The 20,171-nt window shown below is 66.9% G+C and carries 28 protein-coding genes; 6 read left to right on the top strand and 22 right to left on the bottom strand.

The window, feature by feature from the left end; genetic code table 11:
• Window positions 1–4: 4 nt before the first annotated feature.
• From rpsQ to tuf, 12 genes are all read right to left on the bottom strand, one after another.
• A complete protein-coding gene (rpsQ, locus tag ACFPOB_RS03635) occupies window positions 5–247 on the bottom strand; it encodes a 30S ribosomal protein S17 (RefSeq protein WP_091842255.1) in 243 nt (80 codons plus the stop codon).
• A 13-nt stretch (window positions 248–260) separates the two neighbouring features.
• Window positions 261–473 (bottom strand): 50S ribosomal protein L29, encoded by a 213-nt coding sequence (gene rpmC, locus ACFPOB_RS03640; protein ID WP_092159607.1) that lies wholly within the window; start codon window positions 471–473, stop codon window positions 261–263.
• A 10-nt stretch (window positions 474–483) separates the two neighbouring features.
• Complete coding sequence (rplP, locus tag ACFPOB_RS03645) at window positions 484–897, bottom strand: 50S ribosomal protein L16 (RefSeq protein ID WP_057193262.1); 414 nt, start codon at window positions 895–897, stop codon at window positions 484–486.
• An 18-nt stretch (window positions 898–915) separates the two neighbouring features.
• Window positions 916–1,632 (bottom strand): 30S ribosomal protein S3, encoded by a 717-nt coding sequence (gene rpsC / locus ACFPOB_RS03650; protein WP_152013680.1) that lies wholly within the window; start codon window positions 1,630–1,632, stop codon window positions 916–918.
• A 10-nt stretch (window positions 1,633–1,642) separates the two neighbouring features.
• Window positions 1,643–2,026 carry a 50S ribosomal protein L22 gene (gene rplV / locus ACFPOB_RS03655; protein WP_091842262.1) on the bottom strand — a complete coding sequence of 128 codons (384 nt, stop codon included), beginning with the start codon at window positions 2,024–2,026 and terminating at the stop codon, window positions 1,643–1,645.
• A 3-nt stretch (window positions 2,027–2,029) separates the two neighbouring features.
• Window positions 2,030–2,308 carry a 30S ribosomal protein S19 gene (gene rpsS / locus ACFPOB_RS03660; RefSeq protein WP_092159618.1) on the bottom strand — a complete coding sequence of 93 codons (279 nt, stop codon included), beginning with the start codon at window positions 2,306–2,308 and terminating at the stop codon, window positions 2,030–2,032.
• An 8-nt stretch (window positions 2,309–2,316) separates the two neighbouring features.
• Window positions 2,317–3,159 carry a 50S ribosomal protein L2 gene (gene rplB, locus ACFPOB_RS03665; protein ID WP_377795965.1) on the bottom strand — a complete coding sequence of 281 codons (843 nt, stop codon included), beginning with the start codon at window positions 3,157–3,159 and terminating at the stop codon, window positions 2,317–2,319.
• A 14-nt stretch (window positions 3,160–3,173) separates the two neighbouring features.
• Entirely contained in the window at window positions 3,174–3,482 is a 309-nt protein-coding gene (locus tag ACFPOB_RS03670; RefSeq protein ID WP_092159641.1) for a 50S ribosomal protein L23, read from the bottom strand.
• Entirely contained in the window at window positions 3,479–4,099 is a 621-nt protein-coding gene (gene rplD, locus ACFPOB_RS03675) for a 50S ribosomal protein L4 (RefSeq protein WP_092159652.1), read from the bottom strand. Before rplD ends, ACFPOB_RS03670 begins: the two co-directional genes overlap by 4 nt.
• Window positions 4,099–4,833 carry a 50S ribosomal protein L3 gene (gene rplC, locus ACFPOB_RS03680; RefSeq protein WP_092159653.1) on the bottom strand — a complete coding sequence of 245 codons (735 nt, stop codon included), beginning with the start codon at window positions 4,831–4,833 and terminating at the stop codon, window positions 4,099–4,101. Before rplC ends, rplD begins: the two co-directional genes overlap by 1 nt.
• 69 nt (window positions 4,834–4,902) lie before the next feature.
• Window positions 4,903–5,211, bottom strand: a complete 309-nt coding sequence (gene rpsJ, locus ACFPOB_RS03685; RefSeq protein WP_043237115.1) for a 30S ribosomal protein S10 — start codon at window positions 5,209–5,211, stop codon at window positions 4,903–4,905.
• 67 nt (window positions 5,212–5,278) lie between these two features.
• Complete coding sequence (gene tuf, locus ACFPOB_RS03690) at window positions 5,279–6,469, bottom strand: elongation factor Tu (protein WP_092159654.1); 1,191 nt, start codon at window positions 6,467–6,469, stop codon at window positions 5,279–5,281.
• Between the two features lie 198 nt (window positions 6,470–6,667).
• On the opposite strand from tuf, the gene ACFPOB_RS03695 reads away from it, so the two are divergent.
• The gene (locus tag ACFPOB_RS03695) at window positions 6,668–6,979 is read left to right on the top strand and encodes an Rdx family protein (RefSeq protein WP_377795968.1); all 312 of its coding nucleotides are present in this window, start codon (window positions 6,668–6,670) and stop codon (window positions 6,977–6,979) included.
• A gap of 70 nt (window positions 6,980–7,049) precedes the next feature.
• On the opposite strand, the gene cysE is transcribed toward ACFPOB_RS03695, so the two are convergent.
• Both cysE and ACFPOB_RS03705 read right to left on the bottom strand, forming a co-directional pair.
• Entirely contained in the window at window positions 7,050–7,898 is an 849-nt protein-coding gene (gene cysE / locus ACFPOB_RS03700) for a serine O-acetyltransferase (protein ID WP_377795970.1), read from the bottom strand.
• Window positions 7,899–8,071: 173 nt separating this feature from the next.
• A complete protein-coding gene (locus ACFPOB_RS03705) occupies window positions 8,072–8,839 on the bottom strand; it encodes an alpha/beta fold hydrolase (RefSeq protein ID WP_377795972.1) in 768 nt (255 codons plus the stop codon).
• A 254-nt stretch (window positions 8,840–9,093) separates the two neighbouring features.
• On the opposite strand from ACFPOB_RS03705, the gene ACFPOB_RS03710 reads away from it, so the two are divergent.
• The 4 genes from ACFPOB_RS03710 (at window position 9,094) to ACFPOB_RS03725 (ending at window position 12,082) form a co-directional block, all read left to right on the top strand.
• Window positions 9,094–10,071, top strand: a complete 978-nt coding sequence (locus ACFPOB_RS03710) for an acetyltransferase domain-containing protein (protein ID WP_377795973.1) — start codon at window positions 9,094–9,096, stop codon at window positions 10,069–10,071.
• A gap of 118 nt (window positions 10,072–10,189) precedes the next feature.
• The gene (locus ACFPOB_RS03715) at window positions 10,190–10,444 is read left to right on the top strand and encodes a zinc-finger domain-containing protein (RefSeq protein WP_092159679.1); all 255 of its coding nucleotides are present in this window, start codon (window positions 10,190–10,192) and stop codon (window positions 10,442–10,444) included.
• A 38-nt stretch (window positions 10,445–10,482) separates the two neighbouring features.
• Window positions 10,483–11,679 (top strand): FAD-dependent monooxygenase, encoded by a 1,197-nt coding sequence (locus ACFPOB_RS03720; protein ID WP_377795974.1) that lies wholly within the window; start codon window positions 10,483–10,485, stop codon window positions 11,677–11,679.
• A 91-nt stretch (window positions 11,680–11,770) separates the two neighbouring features.
• The gene (locus ACFPOB_RS03725) at window positions 11,771–12,082 is read left to right on the top strand and encodes a hypothetical protein (protein ID WP_377795976.1); all 312 of its coding nucleotides are present in this window, start codon (window positions 11,771–11,773) and stop codon (window positions 12,080–12,082) included.
• Here the strand turns inward: ACFPOB_RS03725 and ACFPOB_RS03730 are convergent.
• The 6 genes from ACFPOB_RS03730 to ACFPOB_RS03755 all read right to left on the bottom strand — a co-directional run bounded on the left by ACFPOB_RS03730 (window position 12,079) and on the right by ACFPOB_RS03755 (window position 17,684).
• Window positions 12,079–12,711, bottom strand: coding sequence for a pyridoxamine 5'-phosphate oxidase family protein (locus ACFPOB_RS03730; RefSeq protein ID WP_377795977.1), 633 nt, complete (start codon window positions 12,709–12,711; stop codon window positions 12,079–12,081). The two genes, ACFPOB_RS03725 and ACFPOB_RS03730, sit on opposite strands and share 4 nt — an antisense overlap.
• A gap of 104 nt (window positions 12,712–12,815) precedes the next feature.
• A complete protein-coding gene (locus ACFPOB_RS03735; RefSeq protein ID WP_377795979.1) occupies window positions 12,816–13,361 on the bottom strand; it encodes a carboxymuconolactone decarboxylase family protein in 546 nt (181 codons plus the stop codon).
• 123 nt (window positions 13,362–13,484) lie between these two features.
• Window positions 13,485–14,882, bottom strand: coding sequence for a chromate efflux transporter (chrA, locus tag ACFPOB_RS03740; RefSeq protein ID WP_377795980.1), 1,398 nt, complete (start codon window positions 14,880–14,882; stop codon window positions 13,485–13,487).
• A gap of 10 nt (window positions 14,883–14,892) precedes the next feature.
• Window positions 14,893–15,711 carry a chromate resistance protein ChrB domain-containing protein gene (locus ACFPOB_RS03745; RefSeq protein ID WP_377795981.1) on the bottom strand — a complete coding sequence of 273 codons (819 nt, stop codon included), beginning with the start codon at window positions 15,709–15,711 and terminating at the stop codon, window positions 14,893–14,895.
• Window positions 15,712–15,821: 110 nt separating this feature from the next.
• The gene (locus ACFPOB_RS03750; RefSeq protein WP_377795982.1) at window positions 15,822–16,361 is read right to left on the bottom strand and encodes a 2'-5' RNA ligase family protein; all 540 of its coding nucleotides are present in this window, start codon (window positions 16,359–16,361) and stop codon (window positions 15,822–15,824) included.
• A 45-nt stretch (window positions 16,362–16,406) separates the two neighbouring features.
• Complete coding sequence (locus tag ACFPOB_RS03755; protein ID WP_377795983.1) at window positions 16,407–17,684, bottom strand: hemolysin family protein; 1,278 nt, start codon at window positions 17,682–17,684, stop codon at window positions 16,407–16,409.
• A 93-nt stretch (window positions 17,685–17,777) separates the two neighbouring features.
• Here ACFPOB_RS03755 and ACFPOB_RS03760 point away from each other — a divergent pair, with 93 nt between their 5' ends.
• A complete protein-coding gene (locus ACFPOB_RS03760) occupies window positions 17,778–18,386 on the top strand; it encodes a DUF938 domain-containing protein (protein ID WP_377795984.1) in 609 nt (202 codons plus the stop codon).
• A 136-nt stretch (window positions 18,387–18,522) separates the two neighbouring features.
• Here the strand turns inward: ACFPOB_RS03760 and ACFPOB_RS03765 are convergent, their stop codons facing one another.
• Window positions 18,523–19,197, bottom strand: coding sequence for an SH3 domain-containing protein (locus tag ACFPOB_RS03765; RefSeq protein ID WP_377795985.1), 675 nt, complete (start codon window positions 19,195–19,197; stop codon window positions 18,523–18,525).
• Complete coding sequence (locus tag ACFPOB_RS03770) at window positions 19,184–20,128, bottom strand: hypothetical protein (RefSeq protein ID WP_377795987.1); 945 nt, start codon at window positions 20,126–20,128, stop codon at window positions 19,184–19,186. The genes ACFPOB_RS03765 and ACFPOB_RS03770 overlap by 14 nt, the downstream gene beginning before the upstream one ends.
• Window positions 20,129–20,171: the final 43 nt, after the last annotated feature.

Consider the following 20,171-nt stretch of genomic DNA (forward strand, 5'->3'; position numbering starts at 1 on the left):
CGACTTACGCCTTGGGAGCGTTGTCGAGCACAACCCAGCTTTTCAGCTTGGAAATGGGCTTCGACTCCTCGATCCAGACCGAGTCACCGACCTTGAACGACCCCGCCTCGTCATGGGCGTGGTAGTTCTTCGAACGGCGCACCGTCTTCTTGAGGAGCGGGTGCGTATAACGCCGCTCGACCTTGACCACAACTGTTTTGTTTTGCTTGTCGCTGACGACGACGCCCTGCAGCACGCGCTTCGGCATGGTCCCCTACTCCTCAGGCGCTCACTGCGGCGGTCTTCGACCGCTGCAGCGTCTTGATGCGGGCGATCTCCTTGCGCACCTGGGTGACCCGAGCGGTGTTCTCGAGCTGGCCGGTGGCGCGCTGGAAACGCAGGTTGAACTGCTCCTTCTTGAGCTTCAGAAGCTCGTCCTGGAGCTGGTCCGTGCTCATCACTTTGAGATCGGACAGGCGTTGAGTCGATTTCATCTCGCCCTCCTTACTCGGCGATGCGCTGGATGAAGCGGGTCTTGATCGGCAGCTTGGCGGCGCCGAGACGCAGCGCCTCGCGGGCGATGTCCTCCGGCACGCCGTCGAGCTCGAACATGATCCGGCCCGGCTTGACCTTGGCCGCCCAGAACTCGGGCGAACCCTTGCCCTTACCCATGCGGACTTCGGTCGGCTTCTTCGAGACCGGCACGTCCGGGAAGATCCGGATCCAGACTCGGCCCGCGCGCTTCATGGCGCGGGTGATGGCACGACGGGCCGCCTCGATCTGGCGGGCCGTGACGCGCTCCGGCTCCTGGGCCTTCAGGCCGAACTGGCCGAAGTTGAGGTCCGTACCGCCCTTGGCGACGCCGGAAATGCGTCCCTTGAACTGCTTACGGAACTTAGTGCGCTTTGGTTGCAGCATGGCTCTTCTCGATCAGCCTTACGCAGCCTGCTCGCGACGTTCGCGGCGCTCACCACCGGAGCGGCCGCCCTCGTCCGAGAGGCGCTTGTCCTGGGCCATCGGGTCGTGTTCGAGGATCTCGCCCTTGAAGATCCAGACCTTGATCCCGCACGTGCCATAGGTCGTGAAGGCGGTGGCGACGCCGTAGTCGACGTCGGCGCGCAGCGTATGCAGCGGCACGCGGCCCTCGCGATACCATTCGAGGCGCGCGATTTCCGCGCCGCCGAGACGGCCCGAGCAGTTGATGCGGATGCCCTCGGCGCCCAGACGCATCGCCGACTGAACGGCGCGCTTCATGGCGCGACGGAAGGCGACGCGGCGCTCGAGTTGCTGAGCGATCGAGTCGGCGACCAGGGTCGCGTCGATCTCGGGCTTGCGCACCTCGACGATGTTGATCGTCACGTCGGCGTTCGTCAGCTTCGAGACCGTCTTGCGCAGCTTCTCGATGTCGGCGCCCTTCTTGCCGATCACCACGCCCGGACGAGCCGAGTGAATGGTGACGCGGCACTTCTTGTGCGGACGCTCGATGATGATCTTCGAGACGGCGGCCTGCTTCAGCAGCTTCATCAGGGCGGCGCGGATGGCCATGTCCTCATGCAGCAGCTTGCCGTACTCGCCCTTGCTGGCGAACCAGCGCGAATCCCAGGTCCGGTTGATGCCGAGACGAAGGCCGATCGGATTGATTTTCTGACCCATCGTTCTCTCCTCAGGCCTTCGCAGCCTGAACTTCGCGCACCACGATCGTGATGTTGGCGAAGGGCTTCATGATGCGGGCGCCACGGCCGCGGGCGCGGGCATGGAAGCGCTTCATGACGAGCGCCTTGCCGACGAAAGCCTGGGACACGACCAGATCGTCGACGTCGAGATCATGGTTGTTCTCGGCATTGGCGATCGCGCTCTGCAGGCACTTGCGCACATCGGTCGAGATCCGCTTGCGCGAGAACTCGAGGTCGGCGAGCGCGGTCGAGACCTTCTTGCCGCGAATGAGCTGGGCGAGAAGGTTCAGCTTCTGCGGGGAGACGCGCAGGTTGCGCGCCACCGCCTTGGCCTCGTTCTCGGGCAGCGCACGGGGGGCGGAGGGCTTACCCATGGCTTACTTCCTCTTCGCCTTCTTGTCGGCAGCGTGGCCGGGGAAGGTGCGCGTCGGCGAGAACTCGCCGAACTTGTGGCCCACCATCTCCTCGGAGACGTTCACCGGCACATGCTTGTGGCCGTTGTAGACGCCGAACGTCAGACCGACGAACTGCGGGAGGATCGTGGAGCGACGGCTCCAGATCTTGATGACTTCAGAGCGGCTCGAGGTACGGGCGACCTCGGCCTTCTTCAGGAGGTATCCGTCGACGAACGGACCTTTCCAAAGCGAACGCGCCATGACGGACCTCAGTTCTTCTTCTTGCGGGCGTGACGGCTCGACACGATGAAGGTGTCGGTCCGCTTGTTCGAGCGAGTCTTCTTGCCCTTGGTCGGCAGGCCCCACGGGGTAACCGGGTGGCGGCCGCCCGAGGTGCGGCCTTCACCACCGCCGTGCGGGTGGTCGACCGGGTTCATCGACACGCCGCGATTGTGCGGACGCTTGCCGAGCCAGCGATTGCGGCCGGCCTTGCCGATGTTGATGTTCATGTGGTCGGGGTTCGAGACCGCGCCCACGGTGGCGTAGCACAGGCCGCTGATCAGGCGCTGCTCGCCCGAGTTCAGGCGGACGATGACGTAGCCCTGGTCACGGCCGACGATCTGGGCGTAGTTGCCCGCCGAGCGCGCCAGCGCGCCGCCCTTGCCGATCTTGAGCTCGACATTGTGGACGATCGTGCCGATCGGCAGCGAGCCCATCGGGGCGGCGTTGCCGGGCTTCACGTCGACGCTGTCGCCGGCGACGACGGTGTCGCCCACGGCCAGGCGCTGCGGCGCCAGGATGTAGGAGAGCTCGCCGTCCTGATACTTGATCAGGGCGATGAAGGCGGTGCGGTTCGGATCATACTCGATCCGCTCCACGGTCGCCGGCATGCCGGCCTTGCCCCGACGCTTGAAGTCGATCAGGCGCAGGGTGCGCTTGTGGCCACCGCCGCGGAAGCGGACGGTGACGCGGCCGAGGTTGTTGCGGCCGCCCGAGGACGACTTGCCCTCGGTCAGCGCCTTGACCGGCTTGCCCTTGTAGAGCTCGCTGCGGTCGACGATCACGAGCTGGCGAAGGCTCGGCGTGATCGGCTTGAAACTTTTCAAAGCCATGATGACGATCCTTCTCAGAGGCCCGTGGTGACGTCGATGGAGTGGCCCTCTTCGAGGGTCACGACCGCCTTCTTGACGTCAGAGCGCTGGCCGAGACGGCCGCGGAAGACCTTGACCTTGCCCTCGGTGACGAGCGTGTTGACGCTCACCACCTTGACGTCGAACAGCTTCTCGACGGCCGCCTTGATCTGCGGCTTGGTCGCGGTCTTGGCGACTTTGAAGACGACCTTGTTGTGCTCGGAGAGCATGGTCGCCTTCTCGGTGATCACGGGGCCGACGATGACGTCGTAATGCCGCGGATCGAGGTTCTTGGACTGGCTCATTTGAAGCGCGCCTCCAGCGCATCGACAGCCGAGCGCGTCAGCACGAGCTTGTCGCGACGCAGGATGTCATAGACGTTGATGCCCTGGACCGGCAGCACGTCGACGTTCGGGATCGAACGCGCGGCCAGGCCGAAGTTCACATCGATCTCGGCGCCGCCGATCACCAGCGCGCTCGACAGGTCGAGCTTGCCGAAATGGCCGAGCAGGATCTTGGTCTTCGGCTCCGCGAGCTTCGCGTCGTCGATGATGATCAGGCCGGCGTCCTTGGCCTTCGACGAAAGCGCATGGCGCAGGGCCAGGGCCTTCACCTTCTTCGGCAGCTCGTGAGCATGGTCACGAACGACCGGGCCGAAGGCCTTGCCGCCGCCGCGGAACTGCGGAGCGGAAGCCGCGCCGTGGCGAGCGCCGCCGGTGCCCTTCTGCTTGTAGATCTTCTTGCGCGAACGATCGACTTCCGAGCGGCCCTTGGTCTTGTGCGTGCCGGCGCGGCGCTTGGCGAGCTGGTAGCGCACCATGCGGGCGAGCAGGTCGGCGCGCGGCTCGAGGCCGAAGATCGCGTCGGACAGTTCGAGCGAGCCGGCGTTGCCGCCGTCAAGAGTGACGATATCGAGTTTCATCACACGTTCTCCTCAGCCTGGGCCGCAGGAGCCTCGACAGTTTCGGCCTTGCTCTCGCCGGAAACCTTGAACTTGCCCGGCAGCGGGGCGTCCTTCGGCAGCGAGCGCTTGACGGCGTCACGGACGTGGATCCAGCCGCCGGCAACGCCGGGGACGGCGCCCTCGACCAGGATCAGGCCGCGCTCGGCGTCCGTCTGGACGACGCGCAGGTTCTGCGTGGTGACGCGCTCGGTGCCGAGATGGCCCGGCATCTTCTTGTTCTTGAAGGTCTTGCCCGGGTCCTGACGGCCGCCGGTCGAACCGATCGAGCGGTGCGAGATCGAGACACCGTGCGTGGCGCGCAGACCACCGAAGTTCCAGCGCTTCATGCCGCCGGCGAAGCCCTTACCGGTGGTCGTGCCGGAGACGTCGACGAACTGGCCGACGACGAAGTGGTCGGCGGTCAGCTCGGCGCCGACCGGGATCAACGCGTCGTCGCTGACGCGGAACTCGACCAGCTTCTGCTTCGGCTCGACCTTGGCAACGGCGAAATGGCCGCGCTGCGCCTTCGAGACGTTCTTGACCTTGGCACGGCCCGTCCCGAGCTGCACGGCGACATAGCCGTTCTTGTCCTTCGTGCGGTGCGCGACGACCTGGCAGTTGTCGAGCTTCAGCACGGTGACCGGGATGTGCTCGCCGGCATCGGTGAAGATGCGGGTCATCCCGACTTTCTGTGCAATCACACCGGAACGCATCGGTGCATACCTTCCTTTGGGGTCATGTCCATCCGGGGACACCGGAAACAGAGGACCCGTTTAATCGGATCAGAGCTTGATTTCGACGTCGACGCCGGCGGCGAGATCGAGCTTCATGAGGGCGTCGACCGTCTGCGGGGTCGGATCGACGATATCGAGGACCCGCTTGTGGGTCCGCATCTCGAACTGCTCGCGCGACTTCTTGTCGATGTGGGGCGAGCGGTTGACGGTGAACTTCTCGATCAGCGTCGGCAGCGGGATCGGGCCGCGCACCTGGGCGCCCGTCCGCTTCGCGGTCGAGACGATCTCTCGCGTCGACGCATCGAGAATGCGGTGATCGAACGCCTTAAGGCGGATCCGGATGTTCTGACCGTTCATGGTCCTGGTGTCTCCGTGACGTGAAAAGGCGAAAGCCCCGAAGGGCTCTCGCCCTCACGAAAACGCGTTACGCGATGATGCTGGCGACGACGCCGGCGCCGACGGTGCGTCCGCCTTCGCGGATGGCGAAGCGCAGCTTCTCTTCCATCGCGATCGGCACGATCAGGTGCACTTCCATGGCGATGTTGTCGCCCGGCATCACCATCTCCGTGCCCTCGGGCAGGTGCACCACGCCGGTCACGTCCGTCGTGCGGAAGTAGAACTGCGGGCGGTAGTTGGTGAAGAACGGCGTGTGGCGACCGCCCTCCTCCTTGGTCAGGATGTAGGCCTCGGCCTTGAACTTGGTGTGCGGCTTCACCGAGCCCGGCTTGCACAGCACCTGGCCGCGCTCGACGTCCTCGCGCTTGGTGCCGCGCAGCAGCGCGCCGATGTTGTCGCCCGCCTGGCCCTGGTCGAGCAGCTTGCGGAACATCTCGACGCCGGTCACCGTCGTCTTCACCGTGTCCTTCAGGCCGACGATCTCGATTTCCTCGCCGACCTTGACGATGCCGCGCTCGACGCGGCCGGTCACCACCGTGCCGCGGCCCGAGATCGAGAACACGTCCTCGACCGGCATCAGGAACGGCTGGTCGATCGGGCGCTCCGGCTGCGGGATGTAGTCGTCGACCGTCTTCATCAGCGCGATCACCGCGTCATGGCCGATCTCGGGGGTGACGCCGTCCAGCGCCGCCTTGGCCGAGCCCTTGGTGATCGGGATGTCGTCGCCCGGGAAGTCGTACTTCGACAGAAGCTCGCGGATCTCCATCTCGACCAGCTCGAGCAGCTCGGCGTCGTCGACCAGATCCACCTTGTTCATGAACACCACCAGCGCGGGAACGCCGACCTGGCGCGCCAGCAGGATGTGCTCGCGGGTCTGCGGCATCGGGCCGTCGGCAGCCGACACAACCAGGATCGCGCCGTCCATCTGCGCCGCGCCCGTGATCATGTTCTTCACATAGTCGGCGTGCCCGGGGCAGTCGACGTGCGCATAGTGGCGGGCCGGCGTCTCGTACTCGACGTGAGCCGTCGAGATCGTGATGCCGCGCGCCTTCTCCTCAGGCGCCTTGTCGATCTGGTCATACGCCGTGAACGACGCGCCGCCAGACTCAGCCAGAACCTTCGTGATCGCAGCCGTCAAAGACGTCTTGCCATGGTCGACGTGACCAATCGTACCAATGTTGCAGTGCGGCTTCGTGCGAGCAAACTTCTCTTTGGCCATGACACCTTGTTCCTGACGACGCCCGCGCAGGGCCGGAAAACGCGGTCGCATTAGGGCGTTTTGGGGCGGGATGCAAGCCAAAGGCAAAGTATCGCGCGCAAGCGTCGCCCGCGCGGGCCGCTTGCCCTGGCGATGCCATGGCGGCAGAAGCGTTTTCGAACCCGCCGGCCCTCGCCCGGCACCGCTTCGGAGTGGACCATGACCGAACCCAAGCTAGGCCCGCGCATCGCCATCACCTATTGCAGCATGTGCAACTGGCTGCTCCGTTCAGCCTGGATGGCGCAGGAGCTGCTCCAGACCTTCGGCCAGGACCTCGGCGAGGTCGTGCTGATCCCGCGCACCGGCGGCATCTTCCAGATTCACTATGATGGCGAGCTGATCTGGGACCGTACCGTCGATGGCGGCTTCCCCGATGTGAAGCAGCTCAAGCAGCGCGTACGCGACCGACTTGATCCCGAGCGCGATCTCGGCCATCTCGACGACCACAAGAAGAAGCTCGTGCAGGGCTGATCAGCCCTGCACTCGGCATCTTCCTGAAAACGCCGTCAGACGGCCGCTGGAATAGAGTTTCGGGATGGCCTCAGATGCCGCCGCCGCAATCGCCGGCCAGGATCTGGTCCATCGAGCGCGAGGGCTCGGCGCAGCCGGCCTCGCCCACTACCTTGGCCGGCACGCCGGCGACCGTGGTGTTGCGCGGCACCGCCGCGAGCACGACCGAGCCGGCGGCGACGCGGGCGCATTGCCCGACCTCGATGTTCCCGAGGATCTTGGCGCCGGCGCCGATCAGCACGCCCTTGCGGATCTTGGGATGGCGGTCGCCGCCCTGCTTGCCGGTGCCGCCCAGCGTCACGTCCTGCAGCATCGAGACATTGTCCTCGATCACCGTGGTCTCGCCGACGACGAGGCCGGTGGCATGGTCGAGGAAGACGCCCTTGCCGATCTTCGCCGCCGGGTTGATGTCGGTCTGGAACACTTCCGACGAGCGGCTCTGCAGATAGAGCGCGAAGTCGCGCCGGTCCTGCCGCCACAGCCAATGCGCCAGGCGATGTGTCTGCAGGGCGTGGAAGCCCTTGAAATAGAGCACCGGCTCGATCAGCCGGTAGCAGGCGGGATCGCGGTCGAGGACGGCGAGGACGTCGGCGCGGATGCCCTGCCCGATCTCGGGATCGGCCTCGATCGCCTCGTCGAAGGCCTGCGCGATCAGTTCGGCCGGCACGGCGCCATGGCCGAGGCGCGCCGCGATGCGATGGGCGACCGCGGCCTCGAAGCTCGGCTGGTTCGAGATCGTCGCCAGGACGAAGCTCGCCATCGCCGGCTCGCTCGCGATGGCGAGATCCGCCTCGTTGCGCAGCCGCGACCAGACGGGATCGACACGGTCGAGACCGGTGGCGGGATCGCGGATCTCGATGTTCGGGCGCCCGGATGGCATGGCGTTCTCCGCTGCGGTTCGCTCGTAGATCAATCTGGCACGACAGGAGCGCGCCAGAGCACGTGGTGCCGCCTTCTAGCTGAATCAAGCCGCGAAGAACAAGAATCGATTTACGAAACAAGCCTCGCAAGCCATTGTCGTAGAATAATATTCTACCTGAGGAGAACGTTATTCTACGGCCGGCGCGCCAGGAACTCGACGACGGCCTGCTTGTGCGTGCGATCCCCCACCGCGAGATTGTGATCGCGTCCCTCGATAGCAAAGCTTTGCGCGCCTGGGATTAGCGCCGCCAGCTCCGGCCCGGAGCCGGAGACATCGTCCTTGGTGCCGACGCTGACCAGGGTCGGCACGGCGATCTTGCCGACCTCCTCCTTGCTCAGCGTCTGGCGCGTGCCGCGTATGCAGGCCGCGAGGGCTCGCAGATCGCTGCCGGTGTTCTCGGCGAAGGCGCGGAACATGCGCTGCATCGGGTCGGTCAGGTCGGCGAGCGAAGGCGCCTCCATCGCATCGGCGATGCCGAGCGGCAGGCCGACGCCCTCGACCAGATGGATGCCCAGCCCGCCGAGCAGCAGCGAGCGCACGCGCTGCGGATGGGCGAGCGCCAGATGCGATGAGATCCGCGCGCCCATCGAATAGCCCATGATGTCGGCGCGCTCGATCGCAAGATGGTCCATCAGCCGGCGCGCATCCTCGGCCATAATGTTGGAGTGATAGGCTTGCGGGTCATAGAGCTTCTGGCTGCGGCCATGGCCGCGATTGTCGTAAAGCACCACGCGATAGCCGGCATGGGTCAGCGTCTTCGTCCACTGCGTATTGACCCAGTTCACCGCATGGCTCGAGGCGAAGCCATGGATCAGGAAGATCGGATCGCCGCTGCCCTCCCCGGTCGGGGCAAGGTCTAGATAGGCGATCGAGACGCCGTCGGAATCGAATGTCTGCATGGCCCTGCCGCCGGCTGCTTGATCTCAGGGCAGGTCTGCCACGGCGGCGCGGCTTTGGGTAGCGCTTCTCGAACAGGGGCGCTGGTCGTCCCGGGCGACCGCAGGGAGACCCGGGACCCATGCCTGAACCTCTTCCGGAAAGGCTCCGGAATGGGTCCCGGCTCTCCGCTTCGCTACGGCCGGGATGACTCGCGCAAGTTGATGAGAGCGGCTCACCCCTTTCCGCGACGCATCGCGCCGCTTATGACGAAGCCATGAGCGAGCAAGCCCAATCTCCGGCCGGCGGCCGTATCGAACTGGTCGATCTGGCCCGCGGCATCGCGCTGCTCGCGATGTTCGTCTACCACTTCGCCTATGATCTCTCCTATTTCCGGCTGATCAGTGTCGATGTCGTCAGCGATCCCGGCTGGCGTATCTTCGCCCGGCTGATCGCCGGCTCCTTCCTGGCGATCGTCGGCTTCAGCCTGGTGCTGGCAACACAAAAGGGCTTCGATCGCGGCAACTATCTGCGCCGGGTCGCCCTGATCGCCTGCGCCGCGGTCCTCGTCACCTGCGCGACCTGGTTCGCGCTGCCGGACGTCTTCATCTTCTTCGGCATCCTGCACCATATCGCGCTCGCGAGCGTGCTGGCCCTGCCCTTCCTGTTCCTGCCGACGGCGGTCATCGCCATCACGGCGGCCGTCGTCTTCGCCCTGCCCTTCATCCTGGGTCACGACCTCTTCACCCAGGACTGGCTCGCCTTTCTCGGCTTCGGCCCCTGGCCGCTCACGGCCGATTTCGTTCCGGTCTTCCCCTGGTTCGGCTGCGTGCTCGCCGGCATGGTGCTGGCGCGGATCGCGCTGCCGAAGGCGCCAGGCAGCTTCTGGGCGAACTGGCGGGCGACGTCTACGCCTGCCAAGGTCGTCGTCCTCGGCGGCCGCAACAGCCTGTTCGTCTATCTCGTCCACCAGCCGCTCTTCATCGGCGCGCTGTTCCTGTTCATGCAGGCGACCGGCCAGATGGCCGGCCCGAGGCTGCCGGACGCGGACGCCGCGCCCTTCCTGACCGCCTGCCAGCGCGCCTGCACTGGGAACGGCTCGCCGAAGGAGATCTGCGAGCGCGTCTGCTCCTGCTCGATGGACGGGCTCAAGCAGGCCAACCTCTGGGTCAAGGTGACAGCCGACGCACTGAGCCCGGCCGAGACCGAGCGGGCCCGCGAGATCGGCATCACCTGCGCCCGCCGCTCCCAGTGACCTTGCCGCGCGCAGCGGCGACAGGTCACGGCAGGATACGTCGCGATCTATCAAGCGTGCACTGGCGCACCGGCGGTCGAGCGACTATCGTGCCGCCGAATTTGCAAGGACGAGAACCATGGCCGATCACGGCACCCCGCATTTCCACAATGATCCCGGCGTCGCCGTGATCCATGTCGGCGCGCGCGAGTTCATGTGCATCGGCGCCAAGCCGCCCTTCGACCACCCGCATGTCTTCCTCGACATGGGCTCGGACGACGAGATCGTCTGCCCCTATTGCTCGACGCTGTTCAAATACGAGCCGTCGCTCGGCCACGGCCACTGCAAGCCGGCCGAGTGCGAATACCACGACACCGCCGCCAAGGCGGCGTGAGGGACGCCTCCCGCCGGGGGCGCGGCGGGGCTGAACCAATGGCAACGCTACCCATCCTCATCGCGGGCGCCGGCATCGGCGGCTTGACCGCCGCGATCGCGCTCGCCCGCCGCGGCATCCCCGTCGCCATCGCCGAGAAGCGCACCCGCTTCGACGAGGCCGGCGCCGGCATCCAGGTCTCGCCCAATGCCGGGCGCGTGCTCGAATCGCTCGATCTCGGCCTTGCCTTGCGCCGCGTCGCGATTCGGCCAGAGGCGCTGGCGATCGGCCATTGGGGCGGCGGCAAGCCCTTGCTAACCATGCCCTTTGCCCCACTGGTCGAGGGCGCAACCCCGTCGCGCTCGCTGAAGCGGGCCGACCTGCACCAGTTGTTGCTCGATTCGGCCAGGACCCTGCCGAACATCCGCTGGATCATTGGCCGCGGCCTCGTCGATGCGCATGAGACCGAGGAAGGCGTCAGCGTCACGCTCGGCAGCGAGAGCGGCGGCACCGAGACGGTCGAGGCCATGGCCCTGATCGGCGCCGACGGCCTCTGGTCGAGCGCCCGCGGCCTTGTCGGCGACACCATCGAGCCCGGCTTCACCGGCTGGGAGGCCTGGCGCTCGCTGATCCCCGCGGAAGGCTTGCCCGACGCGCTGCGCCGCCCGGCGGTGGCGCTGCATCTCGGCTCGGCCCGCCATGCGGTGCATTACCCTGTCTCCGGCGGCAAGGAGATCAACCTCGTCCTGATCCGCGCGGCGCGCGAGGCGCGGCCGGGCTGGTCGCGCGAGGGCGAGGCCTCGCAACTGACCGAGATCGCCGGCAATGCCGGCCCCGGCCTGCGCGAGCTGATCGAGCGCGCGCCGAACTGGCGGATCTGGTCGCTCTACGACCGCGCGCCCGCAAGGATGGCCAAGGGCCGCATCGCTTTGCTCGGCGACGCCGCCCATCCGATCCTGCCCTTCCTCGCCCAAGGCGCGGCGCTGGCCATCGAGGACGCCGCCGTGCTGGCGCATGAGCTCGCGACGGGGTTGGCGAGCGAAGGATCAGGCTCCGTGCCGGCGGCGCTTACGGCCTATGCCAGAGCCCGCGGCGAGCGCGCGGCGCGCGTCCAGCAGGCCAGCCGCAAGAACGGCGAGGCCTATCATCTCGGCCGGCCCTGGAGCTTTGCGCGTGACTTCGCCATGCGCCGCATAGGTCCCGACGGCATGCGCAAGCGCCATGCCTGGATCTATGACTGGCGCGCGCCGGGCTGACGAAATCGTCATCGGCTCGTCCCTCCTCATCTCGTCAACGCCGCATTCGCTTCCTAGATTATCGGCGGGTGACACGACACGAAACGAGCCAATGATCCGTATCGACCTCAACAATGCTGCCAGCGCCCGCCTGGTCCGCTTGCCCCGCTGGGCGAGCTGGCTGGTCATGGCCGGTGCCTTTGTCGTCGGAGTGCTGATTTTCCTGGTCGCGGCCAGCCTGGCGCTGATCCTCGTGCCGCTGATCATCGCCGGCGGCGCCTTCGCCGCCTGGCAGATGCGCCGCCGCATGCGTGCCGCCGGCATCGATCCGCAGAATCCGTTCGAGCGCAGGCCGCAGGACGCCGCCCGCGGCGAGATCGTCGACGCCGAATACCGGGTGATCGAGCCGGGCGAGCGGCGTTAAGCGTCGGCGCGGGCAGCCAGCTCGGCTCGTAGCCGGGCGTTCTCGATTTCCAGCTCTTCCATCCGCCGCCGCACCGGAGCGAGCGCCGGCGCCAGCTCGGCCTCGCTGAAGCGCGGCGTGATGTGCTGCGGGCAATTCCAGTCGAAGGCCTCGACCTTGATGGTGACGCCGCGCTCCGGCACGGCGCGATAGCCCGGCACGATCAGGCGCTGCGCCAGCTCAGGTTCGACCGCGAGATCGTGAAAGCTGGCCCGGCCGAAGATCTTGAGCCGCGCCCGGTGGCCGTAATTCATCAGGAACAGGCAAAGCCGGTCGTCGGCCGTGAGATTGCCGAGGCTGAGATACTGCCGGTTGCCGCGCAGGTCGGCGAAGCCGAGCGTGGTCTCGTCGAGCACGCGCAGGAAGCCGGCCGGCCCGCCGCGATGCTGCAGATAGGGCCAGCCCGTCTCCGACACGCTCGCCAGATAGAAGGAATCGCGCGCCGAGATGAAGCCGGCCTCGGCCTCGCCCAGCCGGTCATGATGCGGCTCGCCCTCCTCCTGCCTGGCGTAGGAGCGCCGGCTGCCCTGTGCTTCCTGGGCAGCCTTCACGGCCGGTGTCGTCGCGATCTCTAGGAAACGGTGGGTCATCTCATCCCTCCACGACAGGGTGAGCACCCGGCCATTATCTGGCCGGGTGCGGAGGCGAGGTCCAAGGCGATGGCAGCCCCGCTCGTTCGGACGTGCCGCCGATATCAGGCTGCTTCGGCAGCGAGCACGACCGGAAAATCGATGTCGGTTTCGGCGACGTTGTTGAGATAGTTGGTGAAGACGTTGACCGCGACGAGCCCGACGATCTCGACCAGCTGCGCCTCGCTGAAGCCGGCACGGCGTAATTCGGCCAGATCGTCATTGCTGACGCGTCCTCGGGTTTCGACGACCCGTAGCGCAAAGCGCAGCGCCGCTTCCGCCTTTGGATCGCTGGATGCGCCGGCGCGATTGCGGGCGATCTCGGCAGCATCGAGCTTGGCCAGATTGGTGCCGAGATAGCTATGGGCCGAGAGGCAGTAGTCGCAGCCATTGCTCTGCGCCACGGCCAGCGCAATGCGTTCACGCGTCCGACCGTCGAGCGCGCGGCCGAGCGCGCCGTTCAGCCCGAGAAAGCCTTCAAGGGCCGCCGGGCTCAACGCCAGCAGCCGAAACAGATTGGGCACCGATCCGAGCTGCTTCTCGACAGCATCGAGCAGCGGCTGCGCTGCTTCTGGCGCCTCGGCGCGCGCGGGAATGGCAATGCGGGACATGGTGGTCTCCTGATGACTGGCAGCGGCCGTTCGTTGGCAGCCATCAGGATATGTCTCCGCACGCCCGGGAAAATAATCAGCGAGCCAGACAGTTCAGAATTCCATTTCCTGAAACAATCGCCGTCACGCCGTGAACCGCACCAAGATGACGCCCGCCGCCGCGCAGCCAGCCAGCACCGGGATCATGCCGAACTTGAAACGCAGGAGCGCGACCATCGCCAATGCAGCGAGCACCGCGGCCCGCCAGTCGAGCGAAGCCAGCACCGGCAGGTCTGGCGCCAGCGGCCCGACCACGACCGTCTGAACCATGCGGAACAGCACATGCAGCCCGAACCAGAGCGCCAGATTGGCGATGACGCCGACGACAGCGGCGGTGATCGCGGTCAGCGCCGCCGAGAGTGCCTTGTTGCCGCGCAGCGCCTCGATGTAGGGCGCGCCGAGGAAGATCCACAGGAAGCAGGGCGCGAAGGTCACCCAGACCGTCAGCAGTCCGCCCAGGCTGCCGGCGACCAGTGGATCGAGCCCGCCATGGCCGCGCCAGGCGGCGAGGAAGCCGGTGAACTGCAGCACCAGGATCAGCGGCCCCGGCGTCGTCTCGGCAAGGCCGAGCCCGTCGACCATCTCGCCGGCGACGAGCCAGCCATAGGTCTCGACCGCCGCCTGCGCAACGTAAGCCAGCACGGCATAGGCGCCGCCGAAGGTGACGACCGCCATGGCGCTGAAGAAGCCGCCGATCTGGGTGAAGACGTTGCCGCCGCCGAGCAGCACCCAGAGCAGCGCGACAGGCCCCAGCCAGAGCGGCAGCCAGATCGCAAGGACCCTGAGCGCCTTCCCGATCGACGGTTCGGCATGGGAAAGCTCGCCGCGTTCGAACATCAGGTCGACCACGCCCTTGAACTCCGGAGCGCCGTCCTTGCCGATATGGCCGCCGCCGCCGAACAGGGCCGGCGCCCAGCGATTGCCCAGCCAGCCGATGATCCCGGCGCCGAAGATCACCAGCGGAAACGGCGCCTTCAGCAGGAAGAGCGCAAGGAAGGCGGCGATCGCGATCGCGACCATCGCCCGGTTCTTCAGCGCCCGCTTGCTGATCCTGAGGCCGGCCTCGACGACGATGGCGAGCACCGCCGCCTTGACGCCGAAGAAGACCGCATCGACCAGCGGGACATGGCGGTAGAGCACATAGAGCAGGGCCAGACCCCACATCACCAGCGCGCCCGGCAGGATGAAGAGCAGCCCTGCGATCAGCCCGCCGAGCGTGCGGTGCATCAGCCAGCCGATATAGGTGGCGAGCTGCTGCGCCTCGGGTCCCGGCAGCAGCATGCAGTAGTTGAGCGCATGCAGGAACCGGCGCTCGCCGATCCAGCGGCGGTCCTCGACCAGCTCCTTGTGCATCAGCGCGATCTGCCCGGCCGGCCCGCCGAAGGAGAGCAGGCCGATCTTGAGCCAGACCCGCGTCGCCTCGGCGAGGGTCGGTGTGGCGGGGGCGGCCGTCGCCGCCCCATCGTTCGTCGCGGCCGTCATCGTCCGGTCCTCAAGTCTTCACCGTCGCGGACGGCCAGTGATGGGTTTCCTCGGTCGCGTCCCGGCACCAGCGATAGAAGGCATCGTAGAGCAGCATGCCGGCCTCGAGCTGTGCCAGATCGTCACGATACATCCGTGACAGGCCGAGCGATGCCGCCAGGAATCCGGCCGCCTGCGGCACGAGGTCGAGCCTGGCCGTATCGGCCGCCCGCACGATGGTGGCGAGCTGATCCAGTGCCGGCGAGGCCAGCCCGAACTCCTCGATCATGGTGTCGAAGCTGCAGCGCGCGCCGCGATGGCTCCAGAACACGCCGTCGATGTCGAACGGCGTCGCCCCGAAACGGTCGGCGACATCAGGCACTTCCGAGGCCGAGACGAACAGGAAGACGGCGCGAGGATCGACGAAGCGGCGGATCAGCCAGGGGCAGGCGATGCGGTCGACTTTGGGCCGCGCCCGCGTCACCCAGAGCGTGCGCCCGGCGGCGTCGCGTTTCGGCAGCTTGCCGGTCTCGACGAGGGGCCCGCCCGCCTCGCGCCAGGCCTCGAAGCCGCCAGCGAGGTTCTCCGCCTCGACGCCTTCATGCCGCAGCCAGGCGGCGACGCCCTCGCTGAGCTTCTGCCCGCGCTGGCAGATGACGACGACCTTGCGGCCGGCATAGGCATTCGCCCAGCCGGCAACGTCGCGATGGCTGCGCCGCTCGCTCGCCGGCAGCAGGCGCGGATCGGCGGCGACGTCCTCGTCGATGCGGACATCGAGCAGCACCGGCGCATCGGGCAGGCCGACGAGCCGGGACAATTGCGCGGGCGTGATCTGGATGTTGGAAGACATGAGCGTCCATCCTTGAGCAAGGAGTGTGGACGCGATCCTTGGGCTGACGCCTCACGGGGCGGTCGCGATAAGCCCCTGCGGGGAGTTTAGATCACTATGCCGAGTCAGGGTCAACGGCTGCCTGCTCTTCCGGCCAGAGCCAGCCTGTGCAGGACCTGAACGGGCGGCCAGGAGACGCAATCCACGCTGTCGAATGTCAACTCGAACGCATCAAGCGATCGCGATACCAGCTGCAGCGCATCTGGTCGCTTCGAAGCTGGAATTGCCATTGCAAGGGTCAGATGCGGCCTCCACTGCTCCGGGGCATAGTGGGGATCGCAGGGCAGCGCCTTCGGTCCAAGCGCCGCATGAAGCCGGCGATGCAGGTCGAGCAGGCGCTGGTCCTGCCGTGGCGCCAACCAGAGCACGAGCGGGTCGTGGTCGAAGAAATCGACCCGGTCGAAATACAGCGAGATCGCGGCTTGGCGATCGAAAACCTCCATGCCCTTTCGAAGCACGGAGGGCTCGATCGTCGAATAGCGTGTCAGCGTGAGGTGAGGCCGATAGCCAAGCGCTCGGATCGATGGAGTGCCCTCTAAGACCGAGGCTTCATCGACCTGATCCCAGAACGGCTGCGCGAGAGAGCTTGCGCTAAGGGTGATGCCGAGCATGGCGCTTCCCTCGCATCAACCTTCCAGTCGGGTGAACAACCCGCCTCAATCCACTCTACTGACCAAGAGCTTGTCGATCCGCCGGCCGTCGAGATCGACCACCTCGAAGCGCCAATGGCCCTTCTCGAAGCTCTCGCCGACATTGGGCAGCCGGTTCATCTCGGCCAGCACGAAGCCGGCGACGGTCTGGTAGTCGGCATCGCGCGGCACATGGATGCCGAGCTCATGCGAGAACTCGTCGACCTGCATCCAGCCGGCGACCAGGAAGGAGCCGTCGGCGCGCGTGACGATCGCCGGCTCGTCGGCCTCGTCCTCCTGGAAGGCGCCGGTGATCGCCTCGAGCACATCGCTCGAGGTGATGATCCCCTCGAAATGGCCGTATTCGTCGAAGACCAGCGCGAGATGGACATTCGACGCGCGAATGGCGCGCAGCACGTCGAGCGCCCCGCTGGTGTCAAGCACCACCGGGGCCTCGTGCACGAGGCTGCGCAGGTCGCGGCCGTCACCGTCCGAGAGCGCGTCGAACATGTCCTTGACAGTGACGACGCCGATGATCGCGTCGGCCTCCCCATCCTGCACCGGCAGGCGCGAGCGCTTGGTGGCCCGCACCTGGGCCTTGATCTCGTCGGTCGCATCGGCAAGGTCGATCACCTCGACCTCGCGCCGCGGCGTCATCAGTGCCCGGGCCGAGCGGTCGGCAAAGCGCATGACCCCGGAGATCATCTCGCGCTCGTCGCGCTCCAGCACGCCGGCATTCTCGGCTTCGGCGATGATGGTGCGGACCTCCTCCTCGGTCACCGTCTCCTCCGGCTCGCCCTTCTGGCCGAGCAGCGCCAGCACCAGCTTGCCCGACGTGTCGAGCAACCAGACCAGCGGCGCGGCGATCTTGGCGAGGACCGCCATGGTCGGGGCGACACGCGCGGCGACACGCTCGGCATCACGAAGCGCGATCTGCTTCGGCACCAGCTCGCCGACGATCAGCGAGAGATAGGTGATCAGGACGACGACGGTGCCGACGCCCAGCGCATCGGCCACGTTGTTCGAGAAGCCGTGCGTGCCGAGCCATTCCGACAGGCGCGCGCCGAGCGTCGCGCCCGAAAAGGCGCCGGAGAGCACGCCGACCAGCGTAATGCCGATCTGCACGGTCGAGAGGAAGCGGCCCGGATTTTCGGCCAGCCGGATCGCCGTCGCGGCCCCTTTGCTGCCTTGATCGCTGAGGACTTTGAGCCGTGCCGGCCGGGACGAGACGACCGCAAGTTCCGACATGGCGAGCACACCGTTGATGACGGTGAGGACGACGACGACCAATATCTCCGTAAACAAAACCGGCTCGAGGGCTGCAGGACCGCAATCTGTATCGGCCTGCTTCTAAGCCGCTTATAACGCATCGACGGCCGAACGCGATGGGAGAAGGCGATGACCCAGGACGATTCCCGCCAACACGCGCCGGCGACACAGCGCAACCGCGAGCCGATCCTCGCCGTGCTGCGCGATGTGCTGCCGGCGCAGGGCCTCGTGCTGGAGGTCGCGAGCGGCTCCGGCGAGCATGCCGTTTACTTCGCCGGCGCCTTTCCGAACCTGATTTTCCAGCCGAGCGATCCCGACCAGGCCGCCCTCGCCAGCATCGATGCCTGGGCGGGCGAGAGCGCCCTGCCGAACCTGCGCTCCGCCATCCGCCTCGATGCCACCGCGCCGCGCTGGCCGATCACCGAGGCGGACGCGATCCTGTGCATCAATATGGTCCACATCTCGCCCTGGGCCGCGACGGAAGGGCTGATCCGGCAGGCGGCGCAGCTGCTGCCGGTCGGCGGACCGCTCTATCTTTATGGTCCCTATCGCCAGCATGACGTGCCGCTGGCGGCGAGCAACGCCGTCTTCGACGACAGTCTGCGCCGGCGCAATCCGAAATGGGGCCTGCGCGAACTCGAAGCCGTCGCTGAGCTGGCGAGCGCCGCGGGCTTCGGCGAGCCAGAGGTGACGGCGATGCCGGCGAACAATCTCAGCGTGGTGTTCAGGAAGGCCTGATCGCGCCAAAATGGTCGTCCCGGGCGAAGCGCAGCGCAGACCCGGGACCCATGCCTGAACCTCTCGGAAAAGCTCAGGCATGGATCCGGGATCGGCGCCGCTTCGCGGCTTGTCCGGGATGACGAGGAGAAGTGTTTCAGCCGCCGTCGCAGCTCGTCTCCTGCGTCGCGCAGATGCGGTCGACCCAGGCGCGGAAGCGGCCCGGCTCGGCTCCTGCCTTCGCCGCCGGCTTGATCTCCAGCCCGGACAGAACCTCGCTATCCGCCGGCAGGCCGTACTCGACCAACACCCATTTGCCGCTGCAGCCGAGCAGGCGGCCGTTCTGGAGGAAGGCGTCGCCGTCGAAGCTCATCCCGTCCTGACCTGACAGCACGGCCGCTGCCTTGGCGTCCGGACGCTGCCGGCCGGCGGTCGCCTGCGATTTCACCGTGAGCTTGCGCCCGCTCACCCAGCCGGAGCCCTTGAACATCGGCCGCGGCGGCGCGTCGGTCAGCATCTCGTTGTCGCGCGCCTTGGCGATCCTGAACCAGCCATTGGCGCCGGCACTGACCTCGACCTCGACCATGGCGCGCACGGGCGGATCGTCGCCGCTGAGCTTCACCGGCGGCAGCGTGCCGACAATCCTGTGGCTGGTGCCCGGTCCGGCGCGGACATTGAGCCCCTCCGGATCGGTCTCGCTGACGAAGGCGCCGAAGGAGCAGGCGACCTGTCCGGCCGGCGCGGGCGCCACCCCCTCCGACTGCGCCCACGCCGCCGGAGCGGCGAGCAGCAGGGCCGCTAGGCCGGCTGCGAGGACCTCACGACGCGGCATTGACCAGCACATAATAGAAGGCGTTGGGCTTGCCGACCGCTTTGAGGAAGGTCGGGTAGCGGTTCTTCGGTACGGTCTGGCAGCCAGCCGACCAGGTGTTGGGCTCGAGCACAGTGTCCGCTCCGCCGCGATGGATATACATGCTGGTCCCAGCGCCTTTCGGGTCGATCCGGCTCTTGTCGCCTTCCGTGAAGCGGCCGTCGCCATCAGTGTCGCGCTCGGCGATCTGGGTATCCTTCACCTGGAAGGCGCGGTCGCCGAGGAAGCCGCCCTTCTTCTCGAAATACTGGTAGGTGCCCTCGGTCAGGCGGCCGGCATCCTTGATGCCGTCCTTGTTGATGTCGACGCCGTCGGCCTTCTTGAACGCGACGCCCTTGTAGCGCTTGTCGCCGCTGCCGGCACGCTGCGAGTACTGGGCGCCGGGCTCGGTGCAGATCGGGAAGCTCGACAGTTCGCGGAAGCGCCCGGTGCGGCGCATCACCACGACGAGGTCGTCATAGGAGCCCTTGCCGTGATTGGCGATGGTGCTGCTCTCCTTGCGCAGAGCCAGCAAGACGAGGCGGCCGAAGCGCAGGTCGAAGCGGGCCTGGGTCGAGCCGAAGCGCCAGAAGATCGCCGAGTAGGAATCGAAAGCCTGCTTGGTCGTCCGGAACTGCGGACGATCGGCCGAAGGCCGGCGGAAGCGGGCATCGAGGATCTCGCCATAGAAGTCGCGCCATTCGCGCAAGCCCCGCAGGCGCGTCTCGGCGACCGGGCTGAGGTTGACCTCGACGACGCGCCAGAAGAAGTCCTGCAGTCCGGGCGGCACCGCCGCGACATTGTCGCGCCAGCGCGAGAAGGCGATGACCTTGTCCTGGCGCAGGCAGCGGTCGAACTGCCGGGCGAAATGGCCGAAATCGAGCTCGGCGAGGTCGGGGCGGCGGGCACTCATGCCTCGCCACCCGATCGTTGGAATGGGCGCATCGAACCCTCCA

Origin of the sequence: Allobosea eneae, from assembly GCF_042657265.1 — a bacterium.
Lineage (GTDB): Bacteria > Pseudomonadota > Alphaproteobacteria > Rhizobiales > Beijerinckiaceae > Allobosea > Allobosea eneae.

What these genes read in the sequence shown, in the direction of transcription:
- ACFPOB_RS03770 (WP_377795987.1), bottom strand. Translation starts at nt 20,128, where the DNA reads ATGAGTGCCCGCCGCCCCGACCTCGCCGAGCTCGATTTCGGCCATTTC.
- rplB (WP_377795965.1), bottom strand. Translation starts at nt 3,159, where the DNA reads ATGGCTTTGAAAAGTTTCAAGCCGATCACGCCGAGCCTTCGCCAGCTC.
- rpsJ (WP_043237115.1), bottom strand. Translation starts at nt 5,211, where the DNA reads ATGAACGGTCAGAACATCCGGATCCGCCTTAAGGCGTTCGATCACCGC.
- rpsQ (WP_091842255.1), bottom strand. Translation starts at nt 247, where the DNA reads ATGCCGAAGCGCGTGCTGCAGGGCGTCGTCGTCAGCGACAAGCAAAAC.
- ACFPOB_RS03730 (WP_377795977.1), bottom strand. Translation starts at nt 12,711, where the DNA reads ATGACCCACCGTTTCCTAGAGATCGCGACGACACCGGCCGTGAAGGCT.
- rplD (WP_092159652.1), bottom strand. Translation starts at nt 4,099, where the DNA reads ATGAAACTCGATATCGTCACTCTTGACGGCGGCAACGCCGGCTCGCTC.
- ACFPOB_RS03760 (WP_377795984.1), top strand. Translation starts at nt 17,778, where the DNA reads ATGACCCAGGACGATTCCCGCCAACACGCGCCGGCGACACAGCGCAAC.
- chrA (WP_377795980.1), bottom strand. Translation starts at nt 14,882, where the DNA reads ATGACGGCCGCGACGAACGATGGGGCGGCGACGGCCGCCCCCGCCACA.
- ACFPOB_RS03715 (WP_092159679.1), top strand. Translation starts at nt 10,190, where the DNA reads ATGGCCGATCACGGCACCCCGCATTTCCACAATGATCCCGGCGTCGCC.
- ACFPOB_RS03710 (WP_377795973.1), top strand. Translation starts at nt 9,094, where the DNA reads ATGAGCGAGCAAGCCCAATCTCCGGCCGGCGGCCGTATCGAACTGGTC.
- ACFPOB_RS03735 (WP_377795979.1), bottom strand. Translation starts at nt 13,361, where the DNA reads ATGTCCCGCATTGCCATTCCCGCGCGCGCCGAGGCGCCAGAAGCAGCG.
- rplC (WP_092159653.1), bottom strand. Translation starts at nt 4,833, where the DNA reads ATGCGTTCCGGTGTGATTGCACAGAAAGTCGGGATGACCCGCATCTTC.
- ACFPOB_RS03765 (WP_377795985.1), bottom strand. Translation starts at nt 19,197, where the DNA reads ATGCCGCGTCGTGAGGTCCTCGCAGCCGGCCTAGCGGCCCTGCTGCTC.
- rpsS (WP_092159618.1), bottom strand. Translation starts at nt 2,308, where the DNA reads ATGGCGCGTTCGCTTTGGAAAGGTCCGTTCGTCGACGGATACCTCCTG.
- ACFPOB_RS03670 (WP_092159641.1), bottom strand. Translation starts at nt 3,482, where the DNA reads ATGAGCCAGTCCAAGAACCTCGATCCGCGGCATTACGACGTCATCGTC.
- ACFPOB_RS03725 (WP_377795976.1), top strand. Translation starts at nt 11,771, where the DNA reads ATGATCCGTATCGACCTCAACAATGCTGCCAGCGCCCGCCTGGTCCGC.
- ACFPOB_RS03750 (WP_377795982.1), bottom strand. Translation starts at nt 16,361, where the DNA reads ATGCTCGGCATCACCCTTAGCGCAAGCTCTCTCGCGCAGCCGTTCTGG.
- ACFPOB_RS03745 (WP_377795981.1), bottom strand. Translation starts at nt 15,711, where the DNA reads ATGTCTTCCAACATCCAGATCACGCCCGCGCAATTGTCCCGGCTCGTC.
- rplP (WP_057193262.1), bottom strand. Translation starts at nt 897, where the DNA reads ATGCTGCAACCAAAGCGCACTAAGTTCCGTAAGCAGTTCAAGGGACGC.
- ACFPOB_RS03705 (WP_377795972.1), bottom strand. Translation starts at nt 8,839, where the DNA reads ATGCAGACATTCGATTCCGACGGCGTCTCGATCGCCTATCTAGACCTT.
- rpmC (WP_092159607.1), bottom strand. Translation starts at nt 473, where the DNA reads ATGAAATCGACTCAACGCCTGTCCGATCTCAAAGTGATGAGCACGGAC.
- tuf (WP_092159654.1), bottom strand. Translation starts at nt 6,469, where the DNA reads ATGGCCAAAGAGAAGTTTGCTCGCACGAAGCCGCACTGCAACATTGGT.
- rpsC (WP_152013680.1), bottom strand. Translation starts at nt 1,632, where the DNA reads ATGGGTCAGAAAATCAATCCGATCGGCCTTCGTCTCGGCATCAACCGG.
- cysE (WP_377795970.1), bottom strand. Translation starts at nt 7,898, where the DNA reads ATGCCATCCGGGCGCCCGAACATCGAGATCCGCGATCCCGCCACCGGT.
- ACFPOB_RS03695 (WP_377795968.1), top strand. Translation starts at nt 6,668, where the DNA reads ATGACCGAACCCAAGCTAGGCCCGCGCATCGCCATCACCTATTGCAGC.
- ACFPOB_RS03720 (WP_377795974.1), top strand. Translation starts at nt 10,483, where the DNA reads ATGGCAACGCTACCCATCCTCATCGCGGGCGCCGGCATCGGCGGCTTG.
- rplV (WP_091842262.1), bottom strand. Translation starts at nt 2,026, where the DNA reads ATGGGTAAGCCCTCCGCCCCCCGTGCGCTGCCCGAGAACGAGGCCAAG.